The organism is Pontibacillus salicampi (assembly GCF_042434395.1).
Classification (GTDB): Bacteria; Bacillota; Bacilli; order Bacillales; family BH030062; genus Pontibacillus; species Pontibacillus salicampi.
The window spans coordinates 204,045-229,582 of the sequence record NZ_JBHLTP010000009.1 but is presented as its reverse complement, the minus strand read 5'-3'; the positions used below and the strand labels follow the sequence as shown (position 1 = coordinate 229,582).

Annotated in this window: 23 protein-coding genes; all 23 read right to left on the bottom strand. The window is 41.7% G+C overall.

Annotation, left to right across the window (positions count from 1 at the left end; all coding sequences use genetic code 11):
• Positions 1–132: 132 nt before the first annotated feature.
• Positions 133–2,478: a DNA translocase FtsK gene (locus ACFFGV_RS11485; protein ID WP_377347903.1), complete on the bottom strand. Its 2,346-nt coding sequence runs from the start codon at positions 2,476–2,478 to the stop codon at positions 133–135.
• Between the two features lie 92 nt (positions 2,479–2,570).
• On the bottom strand, positions 2,571–2,795 hold the full coding sequence (locus tag ACFFGV_RS11480) for a YlzJ-like family protein (RefSeq protein ID WP_377347901.1): 225 nt from the start codon (positions 2,793–2,795) through the stop codon (positions 2,571–2,573).
• Positions 2,792–3,547 (bottom strand): ClpP family protease, encoded by a 756-nt coding sequence (locus ACFFGV_RS11475; RefSeq protein WP_377347899.1) that lies wholly within the window; start codon positions 3,545–3,547, stop codon positions 2,792–2,794. Before ACFFGV_RS11475 ends, ACFFGV_RS11480 begins: the two co-directional genes overlap by 4 nt.
• Before the next feature lie 99 nt (positions 3,548–3,646).
• Positions 3,647–4,510, bottom strand: coding sequence for a 4-hydroxy-tetrahydrodipicolinate synthase (gene dapA, locus ACFFGV_RS11470; RefSeq protein WP_377347897.1), 864 nt, complete (start codon positions 4,508–4,510; stop codon positions 3,647–3,649).
• A gap of 21 nt (positions 4,511–4,531) precedes the next feature.
• Positions 4,532–5,758 (bottom strand): aspartate kinase, encoded by a 1,227-nt coding sequence (gene dapG, locus ACFFGV_RS11465; protein WP_377347895.1) that lies wholly within the window; start codon positions 5,756–5,758, stop codon positions 4,532–4,534.
• Positions 5,759–5,781: 23 nt separating this feature from the next.
• Positions 5,782–6,837 (bottom strand): aspartate-semialdehyde dehydrogenase, encoded by a 1,056-nt coding sequence (gene asd / locus ACFFGV_RS11460; protein ID WP_377347892.1) that lies wholly within the window; start codon positions 6,835–6,837, stop codon positions 5,782–5,784.
• Between the two features lie 93 nt (positions 6,838–6,930).
• Complete coding sequence (locus tag ACFFGV_RS11455; RefSeq protein WP_377347890.1) at positions 6,931–7,530, bottom strand: dipicolinate synthase subunit B; 600 nt, start codon at positions 7,528–7,530, stop codon at positions 6,931–6,933.
• On the bottom strand, positions 7,530–8,426 hold the full coding sequence (gene dpaA, locus ACFFGV_RS11450) for a dipicolinic acid synthetase subunit A (protein ID WP_377347957.1): 897 nt from the start codon (positions 8,424–8,426) through the stop codon (positions 7,530–7,532). Before dpaA ends, ACFFGV_RS11455 begins: the two co-directional genes overlap by 1 nt.
• Positions 8,427–8,574: 148 nt before the next feature.
• On the bottom strand, positions 8,575–8,814 hold the full coding sequence (locus ACFFGV_RS11445) for a YlmC/YmxH family sporulation protein (RefSeq protein WP_377347888.1): 240 nt from the start codon (positions 8,812–8,814) through the stop codon (positions 8,575–8,577).
• Between the two features lie 92 nt (positions 8,815–8,906).
• Entirely contained in the window at positions 8,907–10,124 is a 1,218-nt protein-coding gene (locus ACFFGV_RS11440; RefSeq protein WP_377347886.1) for a M16 family metallopeptidase, read from the bottom strand.
• A 26-nt stretch (positions 10,125–10,150) separates the two neighbouring features.
• Positions 10,151–11,122, bottom strand: a complete 972-nt coding sequence (locus tag ACFFGV_RS11435; protein WP_377347884.1) for a polysaccharide deacetylase family protein — start codon at positions 11,120–11,122, stop codon at positions 10,151–10,153.
• Between the two features lie 220 nt (positions 11,123–11,342).
• Complete coding sequence (gene pnp / locus ACFFGV_RS11430) at positions 11,343–13,463, bottom strand: polyribonucleotide nucleotidyltransferase (protein ID WP_377347882.1); 2,121 nt, start codon at positions 13,461–13,463, stop codon at positions 11,343–11,345.
• A 130-nt stretch (positions 13,464–13,593) separates the two neighbouring features.
• Positions 13,594–13,863 (bottom strand): 30S ribosomal protein S15, encoded by a 270-nt coding sequence (gene rpsO, locus ACFFGV_RS11425; RefSeq protein WP_377347880.1) that lies wholly within the window; start codon positions 13,861–13,863, stop codon positions 13,594–13,596.
• Positions 13,864–13,994: 131 nt separating this feature from the next.
• Positions 13,995–14,936, bottom strand: a complete 942-nt coding sequence (locus ACFFGV_RS11420) for a bifunctional riboflavin kinase/FAD synthetase (protein ID WP_377347878.1) — start codon at positions 14,934–14,936, stop codon at positions 13,995–13,997.
• A gap of 19 nt (positions 14,937–14,955) precedes the next feature.
• Complete coding sequence (gene truB, locus ACFFGV_RS11415) at positions 14,956–15,873, bottom strand: tRNA pseudouridine(55) synthase TruB (protein ID WP_377347876.1); 918 nt, start codon at positions 15,871–15,873, stop codon at positions 14,956–14,958.
• 160 nt (positions 15,874–16,033) lie between these two features.
• Entirely contained in the window at positions 16,034–16,390 is a 357-nt protein-coding gene (rbfA, locus tag ACFFGV_RS11410) for a 30S ribosome-binding factor RbfA (RefSeq protein ID WP_377347874.1), read from the bottom strand.
• A 29-nt stretch (positions 16,391–16,419) separates the two neighbouring features.
• A complete protein-coding gene (locus ACFFGV_RS11405) occupies positions 16,420–16,698 on the bottom strand; it encodes a DUF503 domain-containing protein (RefSeq protein ID WP_377347872.1) in 279 nt (92 codons plus the stop codon).
• A complete protein-coding gene (gene infB, locus ACFFGV_RS11400) occupies positions 16,695–18,800 on the bottom strand; it encodes a translation initiation factor IF-2 (RefSeq protein ID WP_377347870.1) in 2,106 nt (701 codons plus the stop codon). The genes ACFFGV_RS11405 and infB overlap by 4 nt, the downstream gene beginning before the upstream one ends.
• 4 nt (positions 18,801–18,804) lie before the next feature.
• Positions 18,805–19,116 carry a YlxQ family RNA-binding protein gene (locus tag ACFFGV_RS11395; RefSeq protein ID WP_377347867.1) on the bottom strand — a complete coding sequence of 104 codons (312 nt, stop codon included), beginning with the start codon at positions 19,114–19,116 and terminating at the stop codon, positions 18,805–18,807.
• Positions 19,109–19,387, bottom strand: coding sequence for an RNase P modulator RnpM (rnpM, locus tag ACFFGV_RS11390; protein WP_377347865.1), 279 nt, complete (start codon positions 19,385–19,387; stop codon positions 19,109–19,111). Before rnpM ends, ACFFGV_RS11395 begins: the two co-directional genes overlap by 8 nt.
• A gap of 15 nt (positions 19,388–19,402) precedes the next feature.
• Positions 19,403–20,521, bottom strand: a complete 1,119-nt coding sequence (gene nusA / locus ACFFGV_RS11385) for a transcription termination factor NusA (protein WP_377347863.1) — start codon at positions 20,519–20,521, stop codon at positions 19,403–19,405.
• Between the two features lie 14 nt (positions 20,522–20,535).
• On the bottom strand, positions 20,536–21,012 hold the full coding sequence (gene rimP, locus ACFFGV_RS11380) for a ribosome maturation factor RimP (RefSeq protein ID WP_377347861.1): 477 nt from the start codon (positions 21,010–21,012) through the stop codon (positions 20,536–20,538).
• A 215-nt stretch (positions 21,013–21,227) separates the two neighbouring features.
• Positions 21,228–25,523: a PolC-type DNA polymerase III gene (locus ACFFGV_RS11375; protein ID WP_377347859.1), complete on the bottom strand. Its 4,296-nt coding sequence runs from the start codon at positions 25,521–25,523 to the stop codon at positions 21,228–21,230.
• Positions 25,524–25,538: the final 15 nt, after the last annotated feature.

Genomic DNA, 25,538 nt, shown 5'->3' with positions numbered 1-25,538 from the left:
ACTGGGGTGTTTATTATTCATATCACGGTAAAGCGCCCTCGTATGTGGGAGACTTGGATTGGAGATCATTTCGTACCCATCCTCAACTATTTACAAAACAGGCTGCCTATATATAGACAGCCTGCTCATTCATTAAGATGATTGTTCTTCACTTTGTTTCGAAACCAATACTTCTCTTGGCTTACTGCCTCCATAAGGACCTACTATGTTACGGTCTTCCATTGCGTCAATTAGTCTTGCTGCACGAGTGTAGCCGATTCTGAATCGTCTTTGCAGCATGGAAACACTGGCACTTTGCATTTCCATGACTAGTTGGACAGCGTCATCAAACAAATCGTCGTCTACCTCTTGTACCGTCTCACTTTCTTCATCTGGTGTCATCTCTTCCTGGTATTGTGCTTTTTGCTGCTCCACGCAGTGGTTAACAATCCGCTCTACCTCTTCATCAGATAGAAAGGCTCCCTGGACCCTCGTTGGCTTCGATGCGCCAACTGGAATAAAGAGCATATCTCCTTTACCTAGCAATTTTTCTGCTCCGCCAGTATCTAAAATCGTTCTGGAATCGGTAGCTGATGAAACACTAAAGGCTATACGAGAAGGAATGTTTGCTTTTATAACCCCTGTAATAACGTCTACTGACGGACGCTGAGTTGCGATGATTAGGTGAATCCCTGCAGCACGTGCCATTTGGGCAAGTCGAGTAATCGCATCCTCCACGTCATTGGATGCCACCATCATTAAGTCAGCCAGCTCATCAACTAGAACAACGATATACGGTAACTTCGGCTGTTGATCTTGCTCTTCTTTATCCTGGTTGTGTTTTCTAACGTATTCGTTATATCCCTCTATATTTCTAGTACCTGTGTCGGAAAACAACTCGTAGCGGCGCTCCATTTCATCTACTACTTTCTTTAGAGCTCTAGAGGCTTTTTTGGGATCGGTTACGACTGGTGTTAGTAAATGCGGAATGCCATTATACACATTTAATTCCACTTTTTTCGGGTCAATCATCATCATTTTTACTTCGTGTGGTTTTGCTCTCATTAAAATACTAGTAATAATGCCATTGATACAAACACTCTTACCACTACCGGTTGCACCTGCCACAAGCATGTGCGGCATTTTGTTAAGCTCTGAAACCACGGATTCTCCCGCTATATCTCTGCCAAGACCAAACAGAAGTTTTGATTTTGTATTCTGAATAGATGTCTCTAGCACTTCTCGTAAGGATACCATAGCAATTTCAGAATTTGGCACCTCTATACCGACAGCTGATTTTCCTGGTATTGGTGCCTCAATTCTTATATCCTTAGCAGCTAGAGCAAGCGCAAGGTCATCGTGTAAGTTCACAATTTTACTAACCTTAACACCGACATCAGGATACACTTCGTATTTGGTTACCGAAGGACCTACGTGTACTTTGGTTACCTTTGCCTTTACACCAAAGCTATGAAATGTTTGCTCAAGCTTCTTAACTGTCGCTTGTATTTTGGAGCGTTCCTGCTGTTGAGTATTATGGACTGGCTCCGCTAAAAGCTCAAGAGAAGGGAGTTGATAATCAACATTTTCCACCTCGGTAAGAGGGAAGGTGGGTGCTTGTGTTGTTTCATCTGTGTCATTCTGAGAATTTGCAGCATCATCGGTTTGTTGCGAGTCATCTGGGTTCGTATCGTTTGCATTCCGATAAGCTATGTCCGTGAAATCCTGTATAATGGGTTCTGTGCTTGCCTCCTCTGTATCCGCTTCTGCGACAGAGCTTTCGTACCATTCAGGGGATTCCTCCTCTTCTGGTGCTGCTTCCTTTTGCTGCTTTTTCTGTGCTCGCTTATCCTTGTACTCCTGCTTTTGGTCTTGAATTTGTTCCCATTGATTCTGCCAAAATCCTTTTATTCGCTCGAATACTCTATGCAGTATATCGCCAAGTGATAATTCCGTCATGAACAACACGCCCACAATCATGGAGAACACGGAGACAATCTTTGCTCCGGTTGGGGCAAAAAGATAAAACGTAAAGGCAAAGAGAGCTCCACCAATGATTCCCCCGCCAAGATAGGTGGAAGGCAGGTCTCCAGAAAGATAAGCACTATAATGGTTCCATGTCGTTCTAAGAATAGACGGTTCCACATTATCTTTCATAATTTCTTCAAAGCTCAATATATGCGTTAATAACAGCAATGAGGCAAATATAATGTAGAATCCAATAAATCGTTTATGTAAGAATGATGGCCATTTTCTTTTAATCATTAAATATATTCCTACAATCAATAGGAATACAGACACTACAAAATACCAGATGCCAAAGAAGAATTGAAATAAATGCTCTAATGTATTTGGAATGAAGCCTCCTGCAATAGCGCTTGCGCCGCTTCCAAACACAGCTAGAAACACAAGCAAAAGACCAACTAATTCAAATTTGATATGGTCTTTCATCTGGCTCTGCTTTTTATGCTTCTTTTTTTGTCGTTTCTTATTTGCCATTATCTCACCTCTCGTCTATCAGAGAAAGCAGCCTGGATGGGCTGCTTTTCCATTTCTATTATAGCATAGAGAGGAAGAAGAGATATACTCCTTCATGATTGAAAATCGTTAAAGTCTAGCCTCATACCTGGTGTATAGGAAGCATTTAAGTAATCCAGAGGGTCCGTTGATAATAATTGGAGCACCTGAAACGAACCATCCTCCATTTGCTGTACTTTCATGGTTGTGCCTTGAAGCGATATAATTTTATGCTGCTCATATTCTGTTGGATCATCTTCATAAATATCGTGCTCACTAAGCGGGGTATAATGGATCACTGGATCACACTCTCTTCTGGTGCGTCACCTTTTGTTTTGTTAATCAGTTCATTGAGTTTAATCATAGCTTGACTAACTCCGCCAATTTCGTTGATGAGACCATATTTCACAGCGTCGTCCCCAATAACGTTCGTTCCAATATCCCGTGTCAGGTTTCCTTTAGCAAACATAAGATCCTTTAATTTCTCTTCTGTTATATTTGAGTGTGCTGTAACAAAATTTAATACGCGTTCTTGCATCTTCTCCATATATTCGAAAGTTTGCGGCACACCGATAACAAGCCCAGTCATACGAACGGGATGAATCGTCATAGTGGCCGTTTCTACAATAAAGGAATAGTCTGTTGCCACGGCAATTGGTACTCCAATAGAATGACCTCCCCCAAGTACTATGGATACGGTAGGTTTTGATAGGGTCGCAATCATTTCCGAAATAGCCAGCCCTGCTTCCACATCCCCTCCAACTGTATTGAGGAGAACAATTAATCCTTCAATTTTTGGATTTTGTTCAATGGCTATTAGCTGAGGAATTAAATGCTCATATTTTGTTGTTTTATTTTTAGGAGGCAGCTGAACATGCCCTTCTATCTGGCCGATAATAGGCAGAATATGAATATTACTTTCTGGTGCCTGGGGTACCTGACTTTGCCCTAATTGCTGAATTTTCTGCATTAATGCTTTGGCCTGGCTTGGTTCTTGGCCCTCTTCCTGTTCCTGTTCTTCTTGATTATGTTCTGGATCTTGCTTTGGCATCCGTAACACTCCTTTCCTTTGTCTAGGTGTAGTATGAGTCATTTAGGAAAGAAGCATACAAAAAAGCTTCCCTCACGATGTGGAAGGAAGCTCTTTCTATTAGGATAATAGCTTTGCCAATGTAGTACGCTGCTCTGCGGTAAGAGGAAGCAGCGGAAGTCGAACACCGCCAACATCTATGCCTTTCATTTGTAGAGCGGTCTTAACAGGGGATGGAGAAGGAGCCATAAAGCATCCTTGCATAATAGGCAGAAGCTGCTGGTGCAATTGAGCTGCCTTTTGACGTTCCCCTTTCTCGATTGCCTCCAGCATTTCTTTCATCTCAGCACCAATGACGTGGGCTGAGACTGACACAATTCCATTTGCGCCGACAGAAAAGGATGGCAGTGTTAAGCTGTCTTCTCCGCTATAAACAGAAAAGTCATCGCTTGTTTTAGCAATCATTTCTGTCATTGCGTCTAAATCTCCAGCAGCATCCTTAATGGAAACAATATTATCCACCTCTGATAAGCGCACAACAGTATCTACATCTATGCTCACAGAAGATCGACCAGGTACATTATAAAGCATAACCGGTAAGGAAGTTGCAGCAGCTATTGTACTAAAATGCTGATACAGCCCTTCCTGAGATGGTTTATTATAATAAGGTGCTACGAGCATAATCCCATCCACACCCGTATGTTCTACTTTTTTAGTAAGGTCAATGGTTGCATGGGTATTGTTACTCCCAGTACCTGCAAGCACAGGAACACGCTTATTCACTACTTTCACCACATGTTCACATAATGCTACTTTTTCTTCGCCAGTCAACGTTGGGGATTCACCTGTCGTTCCTGCTATGACAAGTCCGTCAGACCCATTGTCAATTAAGTAATCCACAAGTTTAGTGGTTTTCTCCAAGTCCAGGTTCCCGCGATTATCAAAAGGGGTAACCATAGCTGTTAATACTTTACCAAAATCCATATCAACTACTCCTTTCTTCTATTATTCTCCAAGCTGCAATTCAAAAGTTTCATGCAGGGCGTTGACCGTTTTAATTAAATCTTCATCTTTAATTAATACCCAAATAGTCGTGTGACTATCAGCAGATTGAAGGATTCTCACGCCTCTCGTTGTTAACGTATGCACTATTTTAGCAGCAATTCCTGGTACACCGGTAATACCGGCACCTACTGTCGATACTTTAGCACAATTTAAGGCAATCTCAGGTTGATAGCCAAGATCTTGAAGAATATGTCTAGCTTTCTCCGTGAATGCTCCAGGAATGGTGTAGATTACCCCTTTAGGTGAGATGTTAATAAAGTCCACCGATATTCCTGCTTCTGCCATTGATTTGAACACTTCCGACTGAAGCTTATAGGCTTCCTCATCATCTTTTGCTTCAACTTTAATTTGCGTAATTCCAGACATATGAGCAATACCTGTTACGGGACGATCAGGAATATCTTTCCCCATTCCATCATTTCTCGAAGAGGTAACCAATGTTCCGAAATCCTCCTTATAAGTAGAACGCACGCGAATCGGCACCTTGGCCTGCATTGCAATCTCTACTGCTCGAGGATGGACTACCTTCGCACCTTGATAGGCAAGGTTAACGATTTCATTATAAGTCATAACCCCCAATGGGCGGGCACTTTCTACCAGGCGTGGGTCAGCCGTCATTATCCCTTCTACGTCTGTGAAAATATCAATATATTCTGATTGAAGGGCTGCTCCTAAAGCTGCTGCAGAAGTATCACTTCCGCCACGACCGATTGTAGTTGTATCCCCATTTGCTGTCTGTCCCTGGAAGCCTGCCACGACCACTACGTCTGACGTTTGAAGAGTATCATAGATTCTATCAGGATTCATTTCCTTGATCTTCGCTTGTGTAAAGTCCTCATTCGTTAAGAAGCCGGCCTGCGCTCCTGTCAGAGCTTCGGCGGATACACCGGAGTCCTTCAGCTCATTTGCGAAGACAACAGAAGAAATCACTTCCCCACAGGAAGTGAGTAAATCCTCTTCACGACTTGTTACATGATGGTGAGGATACTGTATTAAATCGAGCAGCGTGTCGGTAGCATATGGGTCGCCTTTCCGACCCATTGCCGACACGACTACTACGACTTTATAGCCTTCTTGGATGGCATTCTTTACATGGTTTATAGCCAGGGTTCTTCCTTCTGTATCTTTAACGGAAGTACCCCCGAATTTTTGCACAAGTAATTTCATGCTGACACCTCATCGTTTATCTCTTAATTCTTTGTAAACCATTGATGGTTCATAACGCTCTCAGCGATTTGTACAGAATTCCATGCTGCACCTTTTAGTAGGTTATCAGAAACAATCCAAAGATGGAAGCCATTCGATTGATCCAAATCTTTACGGATGCGGCCAACAAACACATCGCGCTTCCCTTCCGCGTGAAGTGGAGTTGGGTACACTTGATGCTTAGGGTCATCTTCTAATGTAATTCCAGGTGCCGCTGCAAGCTTGCTCTGTAGTTCTTCTACTGTTACGTCCTCCTGATCAATCTCAATATACACACTCTCTGCGTGAGAAGTGAAGATAGGCAGGCGAACACAAGTAGCTGCCACAGGCAATTCTGCTGCATGCATAATTTTCTTCGTTTCGTTAATCATTTTCATTTCTTCAAAGGTGTACCCGTTTTCCTGGAATTTATCAATTTGTGGTAGAGCATTAAAAGCGATTGGATAATGGTGTTCATCGCCTTTAACAGGCAATACCTCTGGTGTATATTGTTCTTCCTTTAAATAAGCTTCTGTCTGCTGGCGAAGCTCATCACTCGCCTCGTTACCTGCTCCAGAAACAGCCTGATAGGTAGAAACGATAATTCGAGACAGTCCATAAGCCTGACGAAGCGGCTCAAGAGCAGCTACCATTTGAATAGTGGAACAGTTTGGATTTGCAATAATTCCCTGATGCTTTTCTATATCCTGTTCGTTGACCTCTGGAACGACTAAAGGTACGTCAGGATCCATCCGATACGCACTCGTATTATCTATTACAACTGCTCCCCGTTTCACTGCTTCCGGTGCTAGCTGTTTAGAGATAGAGCCTCCTGCTGAAAATAAAGCAATATCTACCCCTTCAAAGCTTTCTGGAGTAGCTTCTTGCACGGTAATATTTTTATTTTGAAAACGTACTGTTTTCCCCGCAGAGCGTTTAGAGGATAGTAGCGTTAATGTTTCAATAGGTAAATTACGATCTTCTAGCGTTTCAATCATCTTCTGACCTACTGCCCCTGTTGCTCCAACTACTGCTACGTGATATCTGTTTTGTTCAGCCATATATGTTTCTCCCTTCCTCTGCTCTATTATTATTGTAAGGTTATTAGATTAAATTTTATTGTACCACATACAATTCCTTTGTAGATACCATCATCATGCATTTTCAGTTGTTCTTTCAATAATGACAGGCTGAATTTGTTTATACTCTAATGCGGCTTCAATGGTTTCAGGTATCTTTTCCATATCTGCCACCATAGAATTAGGCTTCTTGAAATAATTATCCTGGCCGAACGGTACGAAGAAAATATTCTTCGTAGCCATTAGACGCATTAAATTCTGCCCATTCAGACCTAATATGTCATTGGATGAAACAGCTAATACGACTGGCTTCTGGTTTCGAAGCGTCGCTTTTGCTGCCATGAGAACAGGCGAATCTGTCAATGCATTCGCCATTTTACTTAAAGAGTTTCCTGTCAACGGAGCTATTACCATACAATCCAATGGGCGTTTCGGTCCTAGTGGCTCTGCTTCAGGGATGGTAGAGATCAGCTTCTCCCCTGTTATCTCTTGAATTTTCTCTAAATGCTCTGCTGCCTCTCCAAAATAGGTATCCGTCTTTTGAACTGTATAAGAAACAACAGGCACTACTTTAGCGCCCTCATCCATCAGCTTTTCTAATTGCGGAAACACCTCTGAATAAGTACAATGCGAACCTGTTAAGCCAAACCCAATCACTTTATCCTTAAGTGACATTATGCATTACTCCCTTCCCCTAAATGCTCTAATAAAATCTGAGTAATAACGTTCGCCAATATATTCCCCGCCGTCTTTGGAGCAACTATCCCTGGTAAGCCAGGCGCTAGCAGAGCCTTTATACCTCTTTTTTCTGCATATCGAAAATCCGTTCCGCCCGGTTTGGAGGCAAGATCAATTATGAGTGTACGGTTCGGCATATTTTGGATAACAGAGGCTGTTACCACCTGTGCCGGAATCGTATTAATAACAATTTCACAATCATGACTATGGTCCTTTAAATCGTGTATAGAGAAAGTCTCTAAGCCCATTTCAAATGCTCTCGCTAAATCCTCGGTTTTTCTAGCACCTACTTTTACATTAGCTCCAAGTGACGCAAACGTTCTCGCTACGCTCATACCTACTCTTCCAAGACCGAGCACAACAACTTTGGAGGAATGAATCGTAAAGTCCGTATGCTGGATAGCCATCATAATCGTTCCTTCAACGGTTGGTACGGAATTATATATGGCAACATCATCCCGATCAAATAGAGGAACTAGTTTACGCTTCGTTTCCGTCGTGACATCTATTAAAAACTGATTGGTTATCCCAGTGAAAAATAAGCAGTGTTCCGGTGTTTTCTCTATCCATTCCTTTGTTAAACGAATGAGTTTATTCGAGAATATCGTATCAACATCACCTTCAGCATTAGCACCTGGCACCGGCAAAATAACAGCATCTAAAACGGAAGGTTCTACTTCATCCATTTCGACTTGCTTGGCACCTGTGAATCCATGGTCTAGCTGATCGAATCCTATTAGAAATAAATTCGCATCCCATTCACTAAGACGACGAATGACTTCTAGTTGTCTGGCGTCTCCGCCTAATATCGCTATCGTATATCCTGTCAACATACTCATCACCTCACCTCACAACAAAATGACCTCCCCATTTCCCTCCTATCCTATGCCTACACCCGCTAAGAGGTGATTAGAAAAGTACAGGCTAAAGGCTTAGTACTTAGAGCCATAAAAAAAAGGATGAGCTTTGAAGCGCCCATCCTTACGTGTTCTTTGGATCGATAATAATCATGTCTTCTCCTATTTTCTTTACATCCTGCCATTCAATCCGAATTTCATCTCCATCTTTCTTCATCCCAAACCACTTATAGCTTGGGATGAGAAAGGATTTAATTTGACCAGTGTTAGGGTCGATTTCTAAATCAGTTTGTCCCAACACACCGAGTCTTGCCCCCTGTTTCACATCGACAATTTCTTTCCCGCTTAGTGAACGAAATCTCATAGGACACCGCCTTTGCCGATCTATAAAAATCGTTTCCTACTACATATATATGTAGTAAAAAAGGTTCTATGAATATCATAGAACCTTCCTTATTAGGAGCTTGGAGAAATAATCGCAGAAGAAGGACCGGAATGAAACACCTTGTTCATAACGGTTTCAATCGTATCATGATTTACACTGTCGATTAAGGAGATCATCTCATCCATGCTGCGATGTCTGTTTAGTAGCAGCTCATTTTTACCGTTCCGGCTCATACGGCTGTTTGTACTTTCCAGGCTAAGCATGATATTCCCTTTTAGCTGTTCTTTACTATTAATAAGCTCTTTATCTGTAAGACCTGTCTTCATAAGATCCTGAATTGTATCATCAACGGTTTCCTTCAGAGTGGAAAGCTGGTCCTTCCCGGTCCCGCCATAGATTGTTAATAAACCATTATCCAGATGAGAGCTGTGGAAGGAGAAAATGGAATAGGCGAGACCTCTTTGTTCCCTTACTTCCTGAAACAGTCTAGAGCTCATACTTCCACCCAATACGTTATTTAATACAACTAAGCTGTATATGGAATCATCCTGTACAGGCAGCCCATCATATCCCAAACAAAGATGCGCCTGCTCTGTATCTTTTGTACGATGGATATGCTCAGGCTGAAAGGCTGGCGTCGCAAATACGCTAGGGGTGTGATTACTTGTATAAGAGCCAAAATAGGATTCAATGGCAGTGAAGAACGAATCATCTACGTTACCCGCAACCGATACGACAACGTTTTCTGGTATGTAGTGCTGATCCATATAATCACGAATGGTGTCTCTAGTAAAGGATTTCACCGTTTCTTCCGTTCCAAGGATTGGGAAGCCAAGCGGATGATTACCATAGGAAGCCTTCGCTAATATATCATGTACAATATCATCTGGAGTATCTTCACTCATATTAATTTCTTCCAGCACGACTTTCTTTTCTCTCTCTAATTCTTCTGAATCAAAAGTGGAATGAAAGAACATATCTGCTAATATATCTAATGCTTTCTCAGCATGAGTATCCAATACTTTCGCATAATAACAAGTGTATTCTTTAGAGGTGAAGGCATTCACCTGTCCCCCAATAGAATCAAAGCTTTCAGCAATGTCGCGAGCTGAACGGGTATTGGTACCTTTAAACATCATGTGCTCTAAAAAGTGGGAAACACCGTTGTTTATGTCATTTTCACTGCGAGAGCCTGTCAGCACCCACACACCAATGGTCACCGAACGTACATTAGGGATTTCCTCCAATACGATACGGAGTCCATTTGAACAAGTATATTTCTTTACCACCGTAATCCTCCTAGCCTCTATTAGCATTACTGTTCTTGAATTGCTTCTCTTTTTTCATCTAATAATGTCAAGACAGTACCAATTCTATATTTTTTTGCTTCTATTTTCAAAATTAAATCATCAAGAGCTTGAGATGAAGAAGCGGTAGGATGCATTAAAATAAATGCCCCATTGTGTAATTTGCTCAAAACTCTTTCTAACAATACCTCTTTTGCAGGTTTTTTCCAGTCTACAGTATCTACTGACCAAAGGATGGTTTCCATTCCAGCCTCTTCTGCCGCCAGCACTACTTGCTGGGAGAAGCTGCCGCTTGGCGGGGCAAATAATACGGGCTTATCGTTAGTAATCGATTCTAGAATCGTATTGGTCTTTGTTATTTGTTGTTCTATCTGACCTTTTGTTAGTGTCTTCATATCCGGATGATTGTACGCGTGGTTGCCAATGACATGCCCTTGTTCCTGAATCATCTTTACTAAGTCCACATGCTTATTTGCCCATTTTCCCTCAATAAAGAAAGTCGCGTGAACGCCGTGTTTCTTTAATATATTTAGCATTTCCGGGATGTATTCTTCTCCCCAGGATACGTTAATGTTTAAAGAAACCATCTGTTTATCCGGATGTCCTCTATAAATAGGTGCTGCAGGAAGATCTTTCAACTGAATGTCTGGTGTAATCTGTTTATATTGGAAAAGGGATGGATCAAAAGAACCCTTCTTCTTCATCTTTTGATAGGATGCCTCTTCATCTACTGCTAGCCCGTTTAACCCAGGTATTTTCTTCCACACCCTATCAATTTTGGCATTTTGAGCTTTCTTTTCATACGATGATGCTTTTTCTTTAATTTCTTGCCACAATGCATCGTCAGCTGGTTTAGCTACAGGAAGGGTTGAGTCTTTAATGGAAGAAACGAAATCCTTGGAATATGGATTTTGGAATGCTCCATAGGAGATGACAACCATTACAGCAAACACCAGTACAGTACTCATTTTTCGTAGCATATATAGTCCCCCCTTTAATTAAACAGTATGAACAGGGAGGACAAGGTATGACACCTGTAATAGAATTTTACGAGATACGCACGAAAGCCATTACGTCTTCATAGTAGCTCCATCCTCTGTGATAGAACAAGCAAGGGATTTGATAGGTACCCTCAAGCTTCCAGTTAATTCGAAGACAATAAAAAAGAAACTGGATAGCCAGCTTCTTCTTTGTGCATCATTAAGATTCGTTGGAAGACTCTTCTTTCTGCTCTTCTTTGATAGCTTCTTTTCTGGACAAGTTAACGCGGCCCTGGTTATCGATTTCTTTTACTTTCACAAGAATTTCGTCCCCAACCGATACTACATCACTGACTTTGCCAACGCGTTCTTCAGCAAGCTCAGATATGTGTACGAGTCCTTCTTTCCCTTTAAATATTTCTACAAAGGCACCGAACTTCTCTACCCGTTTCACTGTTCCAAGGTACATTTGACCTGCTTCCACTTCTCGGACGAGGTCTTCAATGATTTTCTTAGCACCTTCATTACTTGCCATATCTGTAGAAGAGATGAAAATAGTACCGTCTTGCTCGATATCAATCTTCACACCAGTGTCTTCAATAATCTTGTTGATTTGCTTCCCGCTAGGTCCAATGACATCACGAATCTTATCCGGCTTAATAGCCATAGTAAGAATTTTCGGAGCATAATCTGATAGCTCTGTACGTGGTTCTGTAATGGTCTCTAGCATATGATTTAGAATTTCCATTCTGCCTTTTTTCGCTTGAGATAAAGCATTTTCAAGGATTTCACGAGATAATCCTTCAATTTTAATGTCCATTTGCAACGCTGTGACACCTTTGGCGGTTCCGGCTACTTTAAAGTCCATGTCGCCAAGTGCATCTTCCATACCTTGAATGTCTGTTAGGACGGTATAGTCCTCACCAGACTTCACAAGTCCCATTGCAATACCGGCAACAGGAGCTTTAATGGGAACACCAGCGTCCATCATGGCAAGTGTACTTGCACAGATACTTGCTTGAGAAGTAGAACCATTCGATTCTAATACCTCAGATACTAGCCTAATGGTATATGGAAAATCCTTTTCAGATGGAATTACTTGCTCTAGTGCACGCTCACCCAATGCTCCATGCCCAATTTCACGACGTCCTGGAGCACGCATTGGTCCAGTTTCTCCCACACTGAATGGAGGGAAGTTATAATGGTGCATAAATCGTTTTGATTCCTCAAGATCTAGTCCATCCAAAATCTGGACATCGCCTAATGCACCTAAGGTACATACGCTTAGGGCCTGTGTTTGTCCCCTTGTAAATAAACCGGAACCGTGTGTACGAGGCAGCGCGCCGACACGAGAGGACAGCGAACGGATTTGGTCTGGGTTACGACCATCTGGACGTACCTTTTCCTTCGTAATAAGACGACGAACTTCACCTTTTACAATGGAATCCAGCACTGCTTCTACCTTGCTTAGTTTATCTTTTTCAGCTTCTTCAGCTTCATACTGCGCAACCACGTCTTTTTTCACTTCTTTGATTGCTTCATCACGTGCCTGCTTTTCTTCTGTTTGAATTGCTTTCACAAGAGCTTCTTTCGCTTTTGCTTCTACTTCTTCCACGATTTCTTGCTCAGGCTGGAACAATTGTACTTCCATTTTTTCCTGACCGATTTGAGCAACAATTTCTTCCTGCCACTCTACAAGACGCTGGATTTCACTATGACCGAACATAATAGCCTCAAGCATTACATCCTCTGGAACCTCTTCCGCTCCAGCTTCCACCATGTTAACCGCATCTTTCGTACCGGCGACTGTTAGGTTAATGTCACTCTTCTCTTGCTGCTCTACTGTAGGATTGATAATGAACTCGCCATCAATACGACCTACAACTACTCCCGCTATAGGACCTGCAAACGGAATGTCAGAGATACTTAAAGCAAGAGAAGAACCAAGCATAGCAGCCATTTCAGAAGAATTATCCTGATCCACACTCATCACAGTACTCACAACTTGTACTTCATTGCGATATCCATCTGGAAATAATGGGCGGATGGGACGATCAATTAATCGAGACGCAAGTGTTGCTTTTTCGCTAGGACGCCCCTCTCGTTTAATAAAACCTCCAGGGATCTTTCCTACTGCGTATAAACGCTCTTCGTAGTTAACGGTTAATGGGAAAAATGGTAAATCCTTTGGTTCGCGGGCGCCTGTTGCAGTTGCCAGTACAGATGTATCGCCGTATTGAACCATGCAAGCACCGTTGGCTTGTTTTGCTAATTCGCCGATATCGACTACTAATTGGCGACCAGCAATGTCTATAGAGAAAGTGTATTTTTCTTCAGCCATTTGTACTTGTACTCCTCTCATGTTTCGTAAATTTTCCAATCATCATATGTGTTCTTTCATAAGAGAACTCTTATGTAGAAGGTTGGTTTTTGGTATAGAAAAAGCGGGAAATACTCCCGCTTTTTGCAAATTAACGACGTAAACCAAGCTGTTTGATTAACTCACGATAGCGTGTTACGTCTTTATTACGTAGATAGGTTAAAAGGTTACGACGCTTACCTACCATTTTTAGCAGTCCACGACGTGAATGGTGATCCTGCTTGTGCATACGTAGATGCTCGTTTAATTTCGTAATTTTTTCAGTAAGGACAGCGATTTGAACCTCAGCAGAACCAGTGTCATTTTCATGTGTCTTGTACTTACTGATGATTTCATTTTTACGTTCTTGTGTGATGGCCATCCTGTTCACCTCCTAATAATTATAATCCCCACTCCCCTAGCAAACGCCGGTGAGTACGTTTTGCCAAGCGATGGTTATTGTCATACAGATACTAGAATACCGTTTTTAAAGATAAATTGCAAGGGGATATATCAATTGGATGAAAAAAAATCTCGAATTTCTTGTTCATCTTGTCGTAATTGAGCTACTAATTGCTCTACCCCATTAAATTTTGTTTCCTCTCGAATGAATTGATGCCACTCTACTTCTAATTCTTCCCCATATAAATCACCATTATAATCAAACAGGTACACTTCAATAGAAGGTTTTTCTGAGGCATCATAGAAAGTCGGGCGATAGCCAACATTCGCCATACCATAATAGGCTTCACCGTTACTATACACTTTCACAGCATATACGCCCACTTTTGGTAAATAGTAAGGGGCTTTTCTTTGGATATTGGCCGTCGGATAACCGATTGTTCTCCCTCTTTGGTCCCCTATAACAACCGTCCCTTTGACGGTATAAAACCTCCCTAATAGAGAGGCTACAAATCCAACATTACCCTCCTGAAGCTGTTCTCTAATATAACTAGAACTGACCTTCTCCGACTCATCAGTCACTTTAGATACTACGGTTTGGGATAATACGCCCTGTCCATGCTCGCGTAATGTTTCCATGTTCCCCTTCCCCATCTTGCCATAACTAAAGTCAAATCCAGCTACGACATGCTTCACATTAAGCCCGATAAAGAAATAATCGACGAACTGCTGCGGTAGCAAATTTGCTAACGTATCGTCAAATGTAATTAGAAACACCCGATCTACACCAAGTGACTCTATTACTTCTAGTTTTTTATCCAGGGGAGTAATATGCTCTATATGCTGCTCCTGCTTCTTAAGGACAACAGAAGGGTGTGGATGAAAAGTCATAACAGCACTTTCCCTATTTTGCTTCTGTGCTTCCTTTACAGCTGTTTGAATAACTTGCTGATGCCCTTTATGAACGCCATCAAAATACCCGATGGCAACAACTGACTCCGGATAGTGATCTTTTGCCATATGATGAGGATGTTGTAATGATACGATATCCACTCTTATTCACCTTCTTTTTCTAGGACTGATCATAGTGAAACACACGTACTGGCTTAATAAGATGCGGTTTCTCTGGATGGATTTGATAAATTGCCAGCAGTTTTCCATTCTCATTCACCATCGTAAATGGATTTGTGGAAGGAGCAGGATCTGGCTTTGGAAAAACGGTGCCATGATACACTTTATCTCCCTCGCTATCGGAAATAGTAAGAGAGCTCAAATGTTTCACACCACGATCCATTGGCTTTAACAGTGGCATTAGGTCTCCGTGATCTTTCTCATATTGGATAGTCTCAAACGTATATGCTTCTGACTGTTCAAAAGAGCCTGAAGCAGTTCTTATCAAGGAGGACATGTGAGCAGGATATCCTAATGCTTCACCAATATCTACACAAAGCGTTCGGATATACGTCCCTTTCGAACAAACAATGCGAATATAAAATGAAACAGTGTCCTCTCCATACTCCATCTCCCTCTCTAGCAGTTCCAGAGTATGAATAACTACGTTTCTCTTTGGTCTTTCAACAGTAATTCCTTCTCTTGCATACTCATAAAGCCTTTTCCCATCTACTCTGACTGCCGAATACATAGGAGTGATTTGAGTAATCTCCCCTTGAAAGGCGGTGAGAATGTTCCCAATCTCTTCGCTAGTTATATTCTCTTTCACCGCTTTACGATGGACAACTGCTCCTGTAGCATCCTCTGTTTCTGTGCTGTAGCCGAGTGTCACTTTAGCTTCATATACCTTTTCAGATTCTGTTACATAGGAAGCTATCTTTGTAGCCTGTCCTATACACATTGGCAAAACCCCTTCTACTTCAGGGTCTAAAGTTCCAGTGTGGCCTACTTTCTTCGTATGTAAAATACCTCTTAATTTCATTACACAATCATGTGAGGTCATACCCTTTGGCTTCCATAATGGGAGGATTCCATCCATCCCCATCCCCTCCATTCTAACTACAATTCTTTCATATGTAAAAATAAATACCTAACAGCTGCCTGTATTCAATCCTGTCGTTCCTACATTATTATACTGCATTTCCTGATAAAATGAAAAAAGGGATAGCCTATAACAGGTCTATCCCTTTCCTACCTTCCTAATCCGTATCAGGTTTATCGTTTAAGTCCTGAATAATGGATTCAATTCGATTACCATATTCAATAGCTTCATCAAATTCGAAGGTAATTTCCGGTGTCTTCCTTAGACGAATTCGTTTTCCAATCTCGGAACGAATAAACCCTTTCGCCTTAGCAAGTCCTACGAGTGTATCCTGCTTTTGTTTTTCTCCACCTAGTACAGAAATATACACCTTTGCTTGTTGAAGATCTCCTGTAACTTTAACTTCTGTTACAGTTACAAAGCCTATGCGAGGATCTTTAATTTTTCGGCCAATTATATCCCCAAGCTCCTTCTTCATTTGTTCCCCGACTCGATTCGCTCGTAAATCGCTCATATACTTTCACCTCTTTAGTTGGAGGGAGTTTATAGCCATTCTATATTAGTTGTTGCGCGCTCAATCTCTGGAAAAGAATCTATTAAACGGACTACCCGTTGGAGTTCTCTTTCCGTTTGTACCTTATCTGAGGAGATAGCAACAAAGCCCAATAAGCTCCGCTGCCACAAATTCTGATGATCTAGCTCACTGACAGAAACATTGATCTCGTTTTGTGCTCTCGTAACAATCCGTTTAATAACTGATCGCTTCTCCTTAAGTGATTGAGCGTCATATAAGAAGCATTCCACTTCTAAATAACCAATCATGCAGGCTTAATCTCTTCCATTACAAATGCTTCAATGATGTCGCCTTCTTTCAGGTCGTTGAAGTTTTTAATCGTAATACCACATTCATATCCTTTATCCACTTCTTTGGCATCATCCTTGTAACGCTTAAGTGTATCAATTTCTCCCTCAAATTGTACTATTCCATCACGAATAACTCTTATTCCAGAGTTACGTGTAATTTTACCTTCAGTCACATAGCTTCCGGCAATCGTTCCAATTTTAGATACTTTGAAGATTTCACGTACTTCAGCTTGACCAATAATCTTCTCTTGGAATTCAGGATCTAATAACCCTTTCATTGCCGCTTCAATTTCTTCCATCACTTTATAAATAATACGATGGAGACGAACATCAACGTCTTCTGTTTCAGCTGTTTTCTTCGCATTCGCATCTGGGCGAACATTGAAGCCGATTACCACTGCATTGGACGCAGATGCTAATATAATGTCTGATTCTGTAATAGCCCCCACACCAGTGTGAATGATTTTAACATTCACACCTTCAACTTCAATTTTCTGTAAAGAAGAAGCGAGTGCTTCAGCAGAACCTTGAACGTCTGCCTTAATAATAATGTTGATTTCTTTCATGTCGCCTTGCTTAATTTGCTCAAATAAATCATCCAGGCTTACTTTTGATTTCTCACTACGATTTTCCTCTACCTGGCGCTGATGACGCAGCTCACCGACTTGACGAGCTTTTTTCTCATCATCAAATACAATAAAGCGATCTCCAGCCTTTGGCACGTCATTTAAGCCTGTAATTTCAACAGGAGTGGATGGTGCTGCTGTTTTCACTCGTTTGCCTATATCATTGACCATCGCGCGAATACGACCATAGGTGTTACCTACTACAATAGCGTCCCCTACGTTTAACGTACCATTTTGCACTAGTAACGTTGCAACTGGGCCACGGCCTTTATCCAATTCTGCTTCAATCACTGTACCCATCGCTAGACGGTCAGGATTCGCTTTTAATTCTTCTACTTCTGATACAAGGACAATCATTTCTAGAAGATCATCAATTCCTTCACCATTCACAGCAGACAAGTGAACAAAGATTGTATCTCCGCCGAACTCTTCAGGAACAAGGTTATACTCCATTAGTTCCTGCTTCACTCGATCTGGATTAGCTCCTTCTTTATCCATCTTATTAACCGCGATAATAATTGGTACTTCCGCCGCTTTAGCGTGGTTAATTGCTTCCACCGTTTGAGGCATAACACCATCATCAGCTGCTACTACTAGGATGGCGATATCAGTTACCTGTGCACCTCTAGAACGCATGCTTGTAAAGGCAGCGTGTCCAGGAGTATCAAGGAAAGTAATTCGTTTGTCATTTTCCACAACCTGATAAGCTCCGATATGCTGTGTAATTCCACCAGCTTCTCCTGCTGTTACCTTTGTTTTACGAATAGAGTCTAATAGAGTTGTTTTACCGTGGTCAACGTGCCCCATAATGGTTACAACAGAAGGACGCTCTACCAGGTCTTCAGGTTTATCATCTGTAATGTAGTTTTCAAAATCTGTTTCATCAATTACGATTTCTTCCTCTACCTCTACATTGTATTCGGTACATATTAGCTCGATTGTATCTGGATCAAGATCTTGGTTCTTTGTAGCCATAACACCCTGGAACATAAGCTTCTTAATGATCTCAGACGATTCCTTGTGAAGCTTAGAGGCAAGCTCGGACACTGTCAGGCTGCCTGTGTAGGTAATTTTATCCGGCGTATGCATCTGTGTCTTCTTCGGCTGTTGATTCCGGTTTTGGTTGCGGTTGTTTCTATTTCGGTTTTGATTACGATTATGGTTACGATTATTTTGATTCTTGTTATTTCTACGCTGGTCATTGCCCTTAGACTGGTTTTGACCCGCTTTAGGTTGGTTGTGCTTCTGCTGTTTGTTTGTATCCTCTTTATTCGTGTTACCGCTAAACATATCATCCAGCTTTTTCTTCGTATCATCTGAAATAGTGGACATATGGTTGTTTACTTCCACGTTGATACTTTTTAGTTTGGTTATGATATCTTTACTTTGAACATTCTTTTCTTTGGCGTATTCATATACACGCATTTTACTCATACCTTCACCCCCGAATAGATTCGTCGAGCAAGGACTTGATTTTGTTAGCAAAACCTCTGTCCGTAATAGCTACTGCTACTCTACCCGTTTTTCCAATTGCATTCGAAAGGGTATCCCGATGATCAACTACCCTGTTTGGAATGTCATAATAACGACATTTATCTTCCAGCTTCTTCTTCGTCGAAGCTCCTGTATCTTGTGCAATTAAAACGAGATAGGCTCGTTTTCGTTGTATATCTCGAACAATGGCTTCTTCCCCTAGCGTACACTTTCCAGCCCGAAAAGCTAACCCGAGTAAATTAAGATAGTTACTCATGGTGCTCCCTAGCTACCATATCCATTAATTCTTCATAAATAGATGCTGGTATGTCTGCTTTCAAGTGGTGAGCTAGAATGTTTTTCTCACGGGCTGTTTCAATTACGGAAGAGTCCTTGGTAACGTAAGCGCCACGTCCATTTTGTTTACCGGTTTCATCCACAAAGACATCACCGTCTTTATTGCGGACAATTCGTATCAGTTGTTTCTTTGGCATCATTTCTTTTGTTACTACACATTTTCGTAAAGGAGTTTTCTTTCCCTTAGCCATTTGACAAAGACCTCCTTAGGCGAACGGATCCTCATCGATCTCAGAATACGCATTTTCCTGCGTTGCTTCCTTATCGTGATTTGGATCAAGTGTTCCGTCTTCCATAGCTTCAGATTCACTTTTTATGTCAATCTTCCAGCCTGTTAATTTTGCTGCTAAACGAGCATTTTGACCGCGTTTTCCAATTGCAAGAGATAATTGGTAATCTGGAACGATGACAGTAGTAGCTTTTTCCTCTTCCTCCACTAATACATCTAGCACCTTTGCAGGGCTTAAAGCGTTAGATACATACGCTACAGGGTCCTCTGACCACTGTACGATATCTATCTTTTCACCTTTTAATTCATTTACGATAGCCTGTACACGCTGTCCGCGCTGTCCAACACAAGAGCCTACAGGATCGATATCTGGATCTGGAGCATAAACGGAAATTTTAGAACGATCTCCCGCTTCTCTTGCTACGGAAAGAATCTCTACTATCCCATCATAAATCTCAGGAACTTCCATCTCAAATAAACGCTTTAAAAGTCCTGGATGGGTCCGGGACACGTAGATTTGAGGACCCTTGTTTGTATTTTCTACCTTGGTAATAAATACCTTCAAGCGGTCATGAACATGGTATTCTTCCGTCGGCATTTGCTCACCGACTGGCAGGCGCGCTTCCACCTTACCAAGATTGACATACGTGAAGCGGTTGTCCTTACGTTGAATAATACCAGTCATAATATCCTCTTCACGATCCACATACTCACTGAAAATAACGCCTCGTTCCGCTTCCCTTACACGTTGTGTGACTACTTGCTTGGCAGCTTGAGCAGCAATACGTCCGAAGTCCTTCGGAGTAACCTCAATTTCTACAACATCATCAATCTCATAGTTAGGGTCTACCTGATGAGCGTCCTCCAGCGAAATCTCCTGTTGGGGATCTAATACTTCCTCTACAATGTTCTTCCTAGCATAAACATGCATGCCGCCAGTGTTCTCATCTAAATCGACTCGAACATTGGTTGCTGATTTAAAATTCTTTTTATAAGCAGAGATTAAGGCAGCCTCCAGTGCTTCCATTAAAAGCTGTTTATCAATCCCTTTTTCTTTTTCTAAGTAATCAATGGCTTCGAAAAGCTCACTATTCAATTTTAATCCCCCTTTTAGTTGAAGCTTACCGCCAAGCGAGCCTTGGCAATCATATCGTAAGGAACTTCTACTCGTTGTGTTTTTGCTTTCCTTTTCATTTCAATGGCTGCAACATCCTGTTCAAAGGAAACCAGCTTACCCTCTATTTCCTTCTCTCCATTGAGATGCTCGTATAATTTCACATTCACATGATGTCCTACATGTTTTTCCATGTCTTTTTTAGAGTGCAGCGGCCGCTCTGCGCCAGGTGAAGATACCTCTAAGAAGTAAGGGAAGTTAATTGGGTCTTCTTCATCCAGCTTTTCGCTTAAGCGCTCGCTTACTTGACCACATTCCTCTATTTCTATCCCACCATCTTTATCAACATATAATCTAAGATACCAGTTTTTACCTTCTTTGACGAATTCTATATCGACTAGTTCCAGGTTCATTTCATCTAAGATTGGCTGAACAAGCGTTTCTGCTTTTTGTGTTATTTCGTTGTTACCCATTAGAATTCCCTCCTTTAGCTCATCACGATCATTATATGCCTCATGTAAAATTCCCTGCTGACAGGCAGCAGGGAAGAAAGTGGGCGGAACTAAATAAAAACAATAATACGAAAGAGTGGGTTGCCCCACTCTTTACTTTAGTACGTATCATTTGTCATACCAACAAAAATATACCATACCAAGGTTATTTTAGCAAGTAACCCCCAAGGAATCGATTAGAAAAGGGATAATTGATTCTTGTCGGGAAGTCCTTGTAAACAGCCATGCTGATCCATATATTCCAATACGGTTTTGGATATACGGCTTCGTTCTCTTAAGTCTTCTTTAGAAAGAAACTCCCCATCGTCGCGCACTTTGACAATGTTCAGCGCAGCATTCGTTCCGAGACCATCAATAGAGTTAAATGGCGGTATTAACGTGTTGCCATCAACAATGAATTCACTTGCAGCCGAACGATACAGGTCCACGGACTGGAAGGAGTAGCCTCTCATTGTCATCTCTAGAGCAAGCTCTAATACGGTAAGTAAGCTTTTTTCTTTCGGGGTAGCATCAAGCCCTTTTTGACTGATCTCCTCGATGCGCTTACGAATGGCGTCTGCGCCTTTTACCATCGTATCAATTTCGAAATCACTTGCGCGTACAGAGAAATAGGCTGCATAAAAATAAATAGGGTAATGGACCTTAAAATATGCAATACGTACAGCCATCAATACATAAGCTGCAGCGTGTGCTTTCGGGAACATATACTTGATTTTTTTACAGGATTCAATATACCAGTCTGGAACCCCATTACTCTTCATAGCTTCAATCCATTCGTCCTTTAACCCTCTACCCTTTCGGACAAATTCCATAATGGTGAAGGCCATAGATGGTTCCAATCCCTTGTGCATTAAATACACCATAATGTCATCACGACACCCGATTACTTCTGGAAGCGTACAAATACCGTCATTGATTAACTGGTCGGCATTATTCAGCCAAACGTCCGTACCGTGGGACAGACCCGAAATAATAACAAGTTCTGCAAAAGTGGATGGTTTGGTATCCTCAAGCATCTGTCGAACAAAGCGGGTACCGAACTCCGGCACTCCAAGCGTTCCTGTTTTACACATGATCTGGTCTTCCGTTACACCAAGCACTTCCGGACCACTAAATATTTTCATAACATCCTCATCTGCAGTCGGAATCGTTTTCGGATCAATCCCTGAGAGGTCCTGAAGCATCCTAATGACGGTCGGGTCATCGTGACCTAATATATCCAGTTTCAACAAATTATCATGGATGGAATGGAAATCAAAATGGGTAGTTCGCCATTCTGACGTCTTATCATCAGCTGGAAACTGAATAGGTGTAAAATCGTAAATTTCTTTATCATCTGGTACGACAATAATACCGCCTGGGTGCTGCCCCGTTGTACGTTTAACGCCCGTACATCCTTGGACGAGCCGATCAACTTCTGCATTTTTATAGGTTACTTCATTATCGCTTGCATACCCCTTTACAAACCCATAGGCAGTTTTTTCAGCGACAGTACCTATCGTACCTGCTCGATATACTTTGTCTTCTCCAAATAACACCTTCGTATAATTGTGAGCCTGCGGTTGATATTCTCCGGAGAAGTTCAAATCGATATCGGGAACTTTGTCCCCTTTAAAGCCTAAGAAGGTTGCAAACGGAATGTCCTGACCATCTTTAATGTAGGTAGCTCCACATTCTGAACAATCTTTATCTGGAAGATCAAATCCAGAACCGACTGAGCCATCCGTAAAGAATTCAGAGTGCTTACAGCTTGGACACACATAATGTGGTGGTAATGGGTTTACTTCTGTAATGTCTGTCATGGTAGCTACAAAGGACGACCCTACTGAACCTCGGGAACCAACTAAGTACCCGTCATTTAATGATTTCGTTACGAGCTTTTGTGAAATGAGGTAGATGACAGCAAATCCGTTACCAATAATACTCTCCAATTCCTGCTCAATACGTCTCTCTACAAGCTCCGGAATCGGCTCCCCATAAATGCTTTTCGCCTTATTATAGGTCATTTCCCGCATCTCTTCATTGGCCCCATCAATATTAGGTGTATATAGGTCATCCTTCACAGGTTTGACATCATCAATAATGTCTGCAATATGTTGCGTATTCGTAACCACTATCTCTTTTGCCTTTTCTTCACCTAAGAAGGAGAATGCCTCCAGCATTTCGTTTGTAGTCTTAAAATGAACATCTGGATGTGTCTGGCGGTTAAGCGGGTTCGCATTTTGAGACGAAATAAGAATGCGGCGGTACATTTTCTCATGTTCATCAATATAATGTGTGTTCCCTGTTGCTACTGCTGGTTTATTCAAGCGTTCTGCCATATTTACTAAATTTCGTAAAATATCAAACAAATGGGCTTCATTTCGAACGAGTTCCTTTTCTATTAAATGATAATAGTTAGACGGAGGCTGTACTTCGATATAATCATAAAAGGCTGCAATCTTTTCGGCTTCATCCTCTGATTTTTGCATCATTGCTTCAAATACTTCCCCTTTGTCACAACCTGACCCAATCAAAATACCCTCTCGATACTTCTGCAGTACAGAGCGAGGAATTCTTGGTACCCGGTAGAAGTAATTTACATGCGACATGGACACAAGCTTATAAATGTTCTTCAGCCCTTCCTCCGTCTGAGCCAGTAATATAGCATGGGATGGCCTTGAGCGCTGATAAGCATTTCCTTCTCCCATATATTTATTCATATCTAGGTGATTATAAATCTCTTTTTCCTGTGCTTCCTTAATTAGCTTCCAAAGCAAATACCCTGTTGCTTCTGCGTCATAGATAGCACGGTGGTGCTGAGTAAGTTCTATATCAAAATGCTTACATAACGTGTTTAGACGGTGGTTCTTTAATTGTGGAACTAATAGTCTCGCGAGCTCTAACGTATCAATAACTGGGTTAGGGCTTGCGCCAAGGCCTATCTCCTTCAAGCCAGCATTCAAAAAGCCCATATCAAAGCTTGCATTATGAGCAACGAGGATATCGTTCCCCATCCATTCATAGAAGTCCTTGACGACAGCACCTGGGTCCGGAGCATCCTTTACCATATCATCGGTGATGCCTGTCAGATCTGTCGTTGTTTGGGATAAAGGTTCATGTGGATTCGCAAAGGATTCAAAACGATCGACGATTTCCCCGTCCTTTATCTTAACTGCTGCTAATTCGATAATCGTGTCGTAGATAGCTGAGAGCCCCGTTGTTTCCACGTCAAATACTACATAGGTCGCATCAGCAAGGTTGCGATCCTGCTCCTCATAGGCAATCGGCACCCCGTCGTCCACGAGATTGGCCTCTACACCATAGAGGACTTTTATACCGTGTTTTTGCCCGGCACCATAGGCTTCTGGGTATGCTTGCACTACGGCATGGTCTGTTATAGCTACAGCTTTATGTCCCCATTTAGCAGCTTGTTCTACTAGCCTTGGTGCCGATACAGTAGAATCCATTTGACTCATCGTAGTGTGGGCATGTAGCTCAACTCTTTTTTCTTCGTCTAAAGCTTTGTCTTCCCGCACTATTGGTTTCATTTCATTAATATCATTGGCCATCATCGTTAATTCATTTGTATAATTATCCGTTTGAATGCGCCCTCGTGCTTTAACCCACATTCCTTCTTTGATGCGCTGATATTTATCAATGTCCTCATCCCCTTTAGAGAACATTTTCACCTGAATGGAGTCTGTATAGTCGGTTAATTTAATCATTAATAAATGCCTGCCAGAACGCAGCTCTCGAAGCTCCGCTTCAAAGATATGGCCTTGTATGATCATTCGGCCTTCCTCTTCCTGGATATTTTCTATTGGTTCTGGGTTGTCCTTAATATTATATCCAATAAGGAGCGGGCCTTCATGAAGCACTTCATCGCCATTTTCTTTTGCTTTTTCTCTGTCGATGACAGCTTGTTGTACTAATGTTTGATCTTCTTTGGCTTTTTGCTCTCTAAATTTGTCCAAATCGGCCTGATTATGATGCACTTCTACAGTGAGCATATAAATCGATGCTCCGACCCGCTGGCAATACGCCTGAAATGGTTCAGACAGCCTTTTCTTTAATGCATGAGCCTCAGCATCATTCCGTGCATGAAGAATGACTTTATTCCCCTCCACCTGTGGCCGCTGTTCATATAATAAATCTTTATATGCAGGTGAAAGATCTGGGATGGACTTAACAAATTGAAGCCAATAGTCACACACACTATCTTCCTCTAACTGCTTATGATCGGTTTCAATGCTCCATTGAATAGTTGCAATATGAGCAAATGTCTCATGAAGCTTTGAGGTAAAGAGAGCATAAACATTTGGCGGTAAAACGGTCGGTATATAAAAGTAAAAATGCCATTCCTTCGTTTCTTTGTTCACGGAAAGCTTGAGGAGTTTACTATTTGAAAAATGCTTTTCCCATAATTCCTCAGGCATCTCGAGCTGCTTTAATAACAGCTCCATTTTTTCCATCTGTGACATATCTGTCATATAAATCCTCCCCAG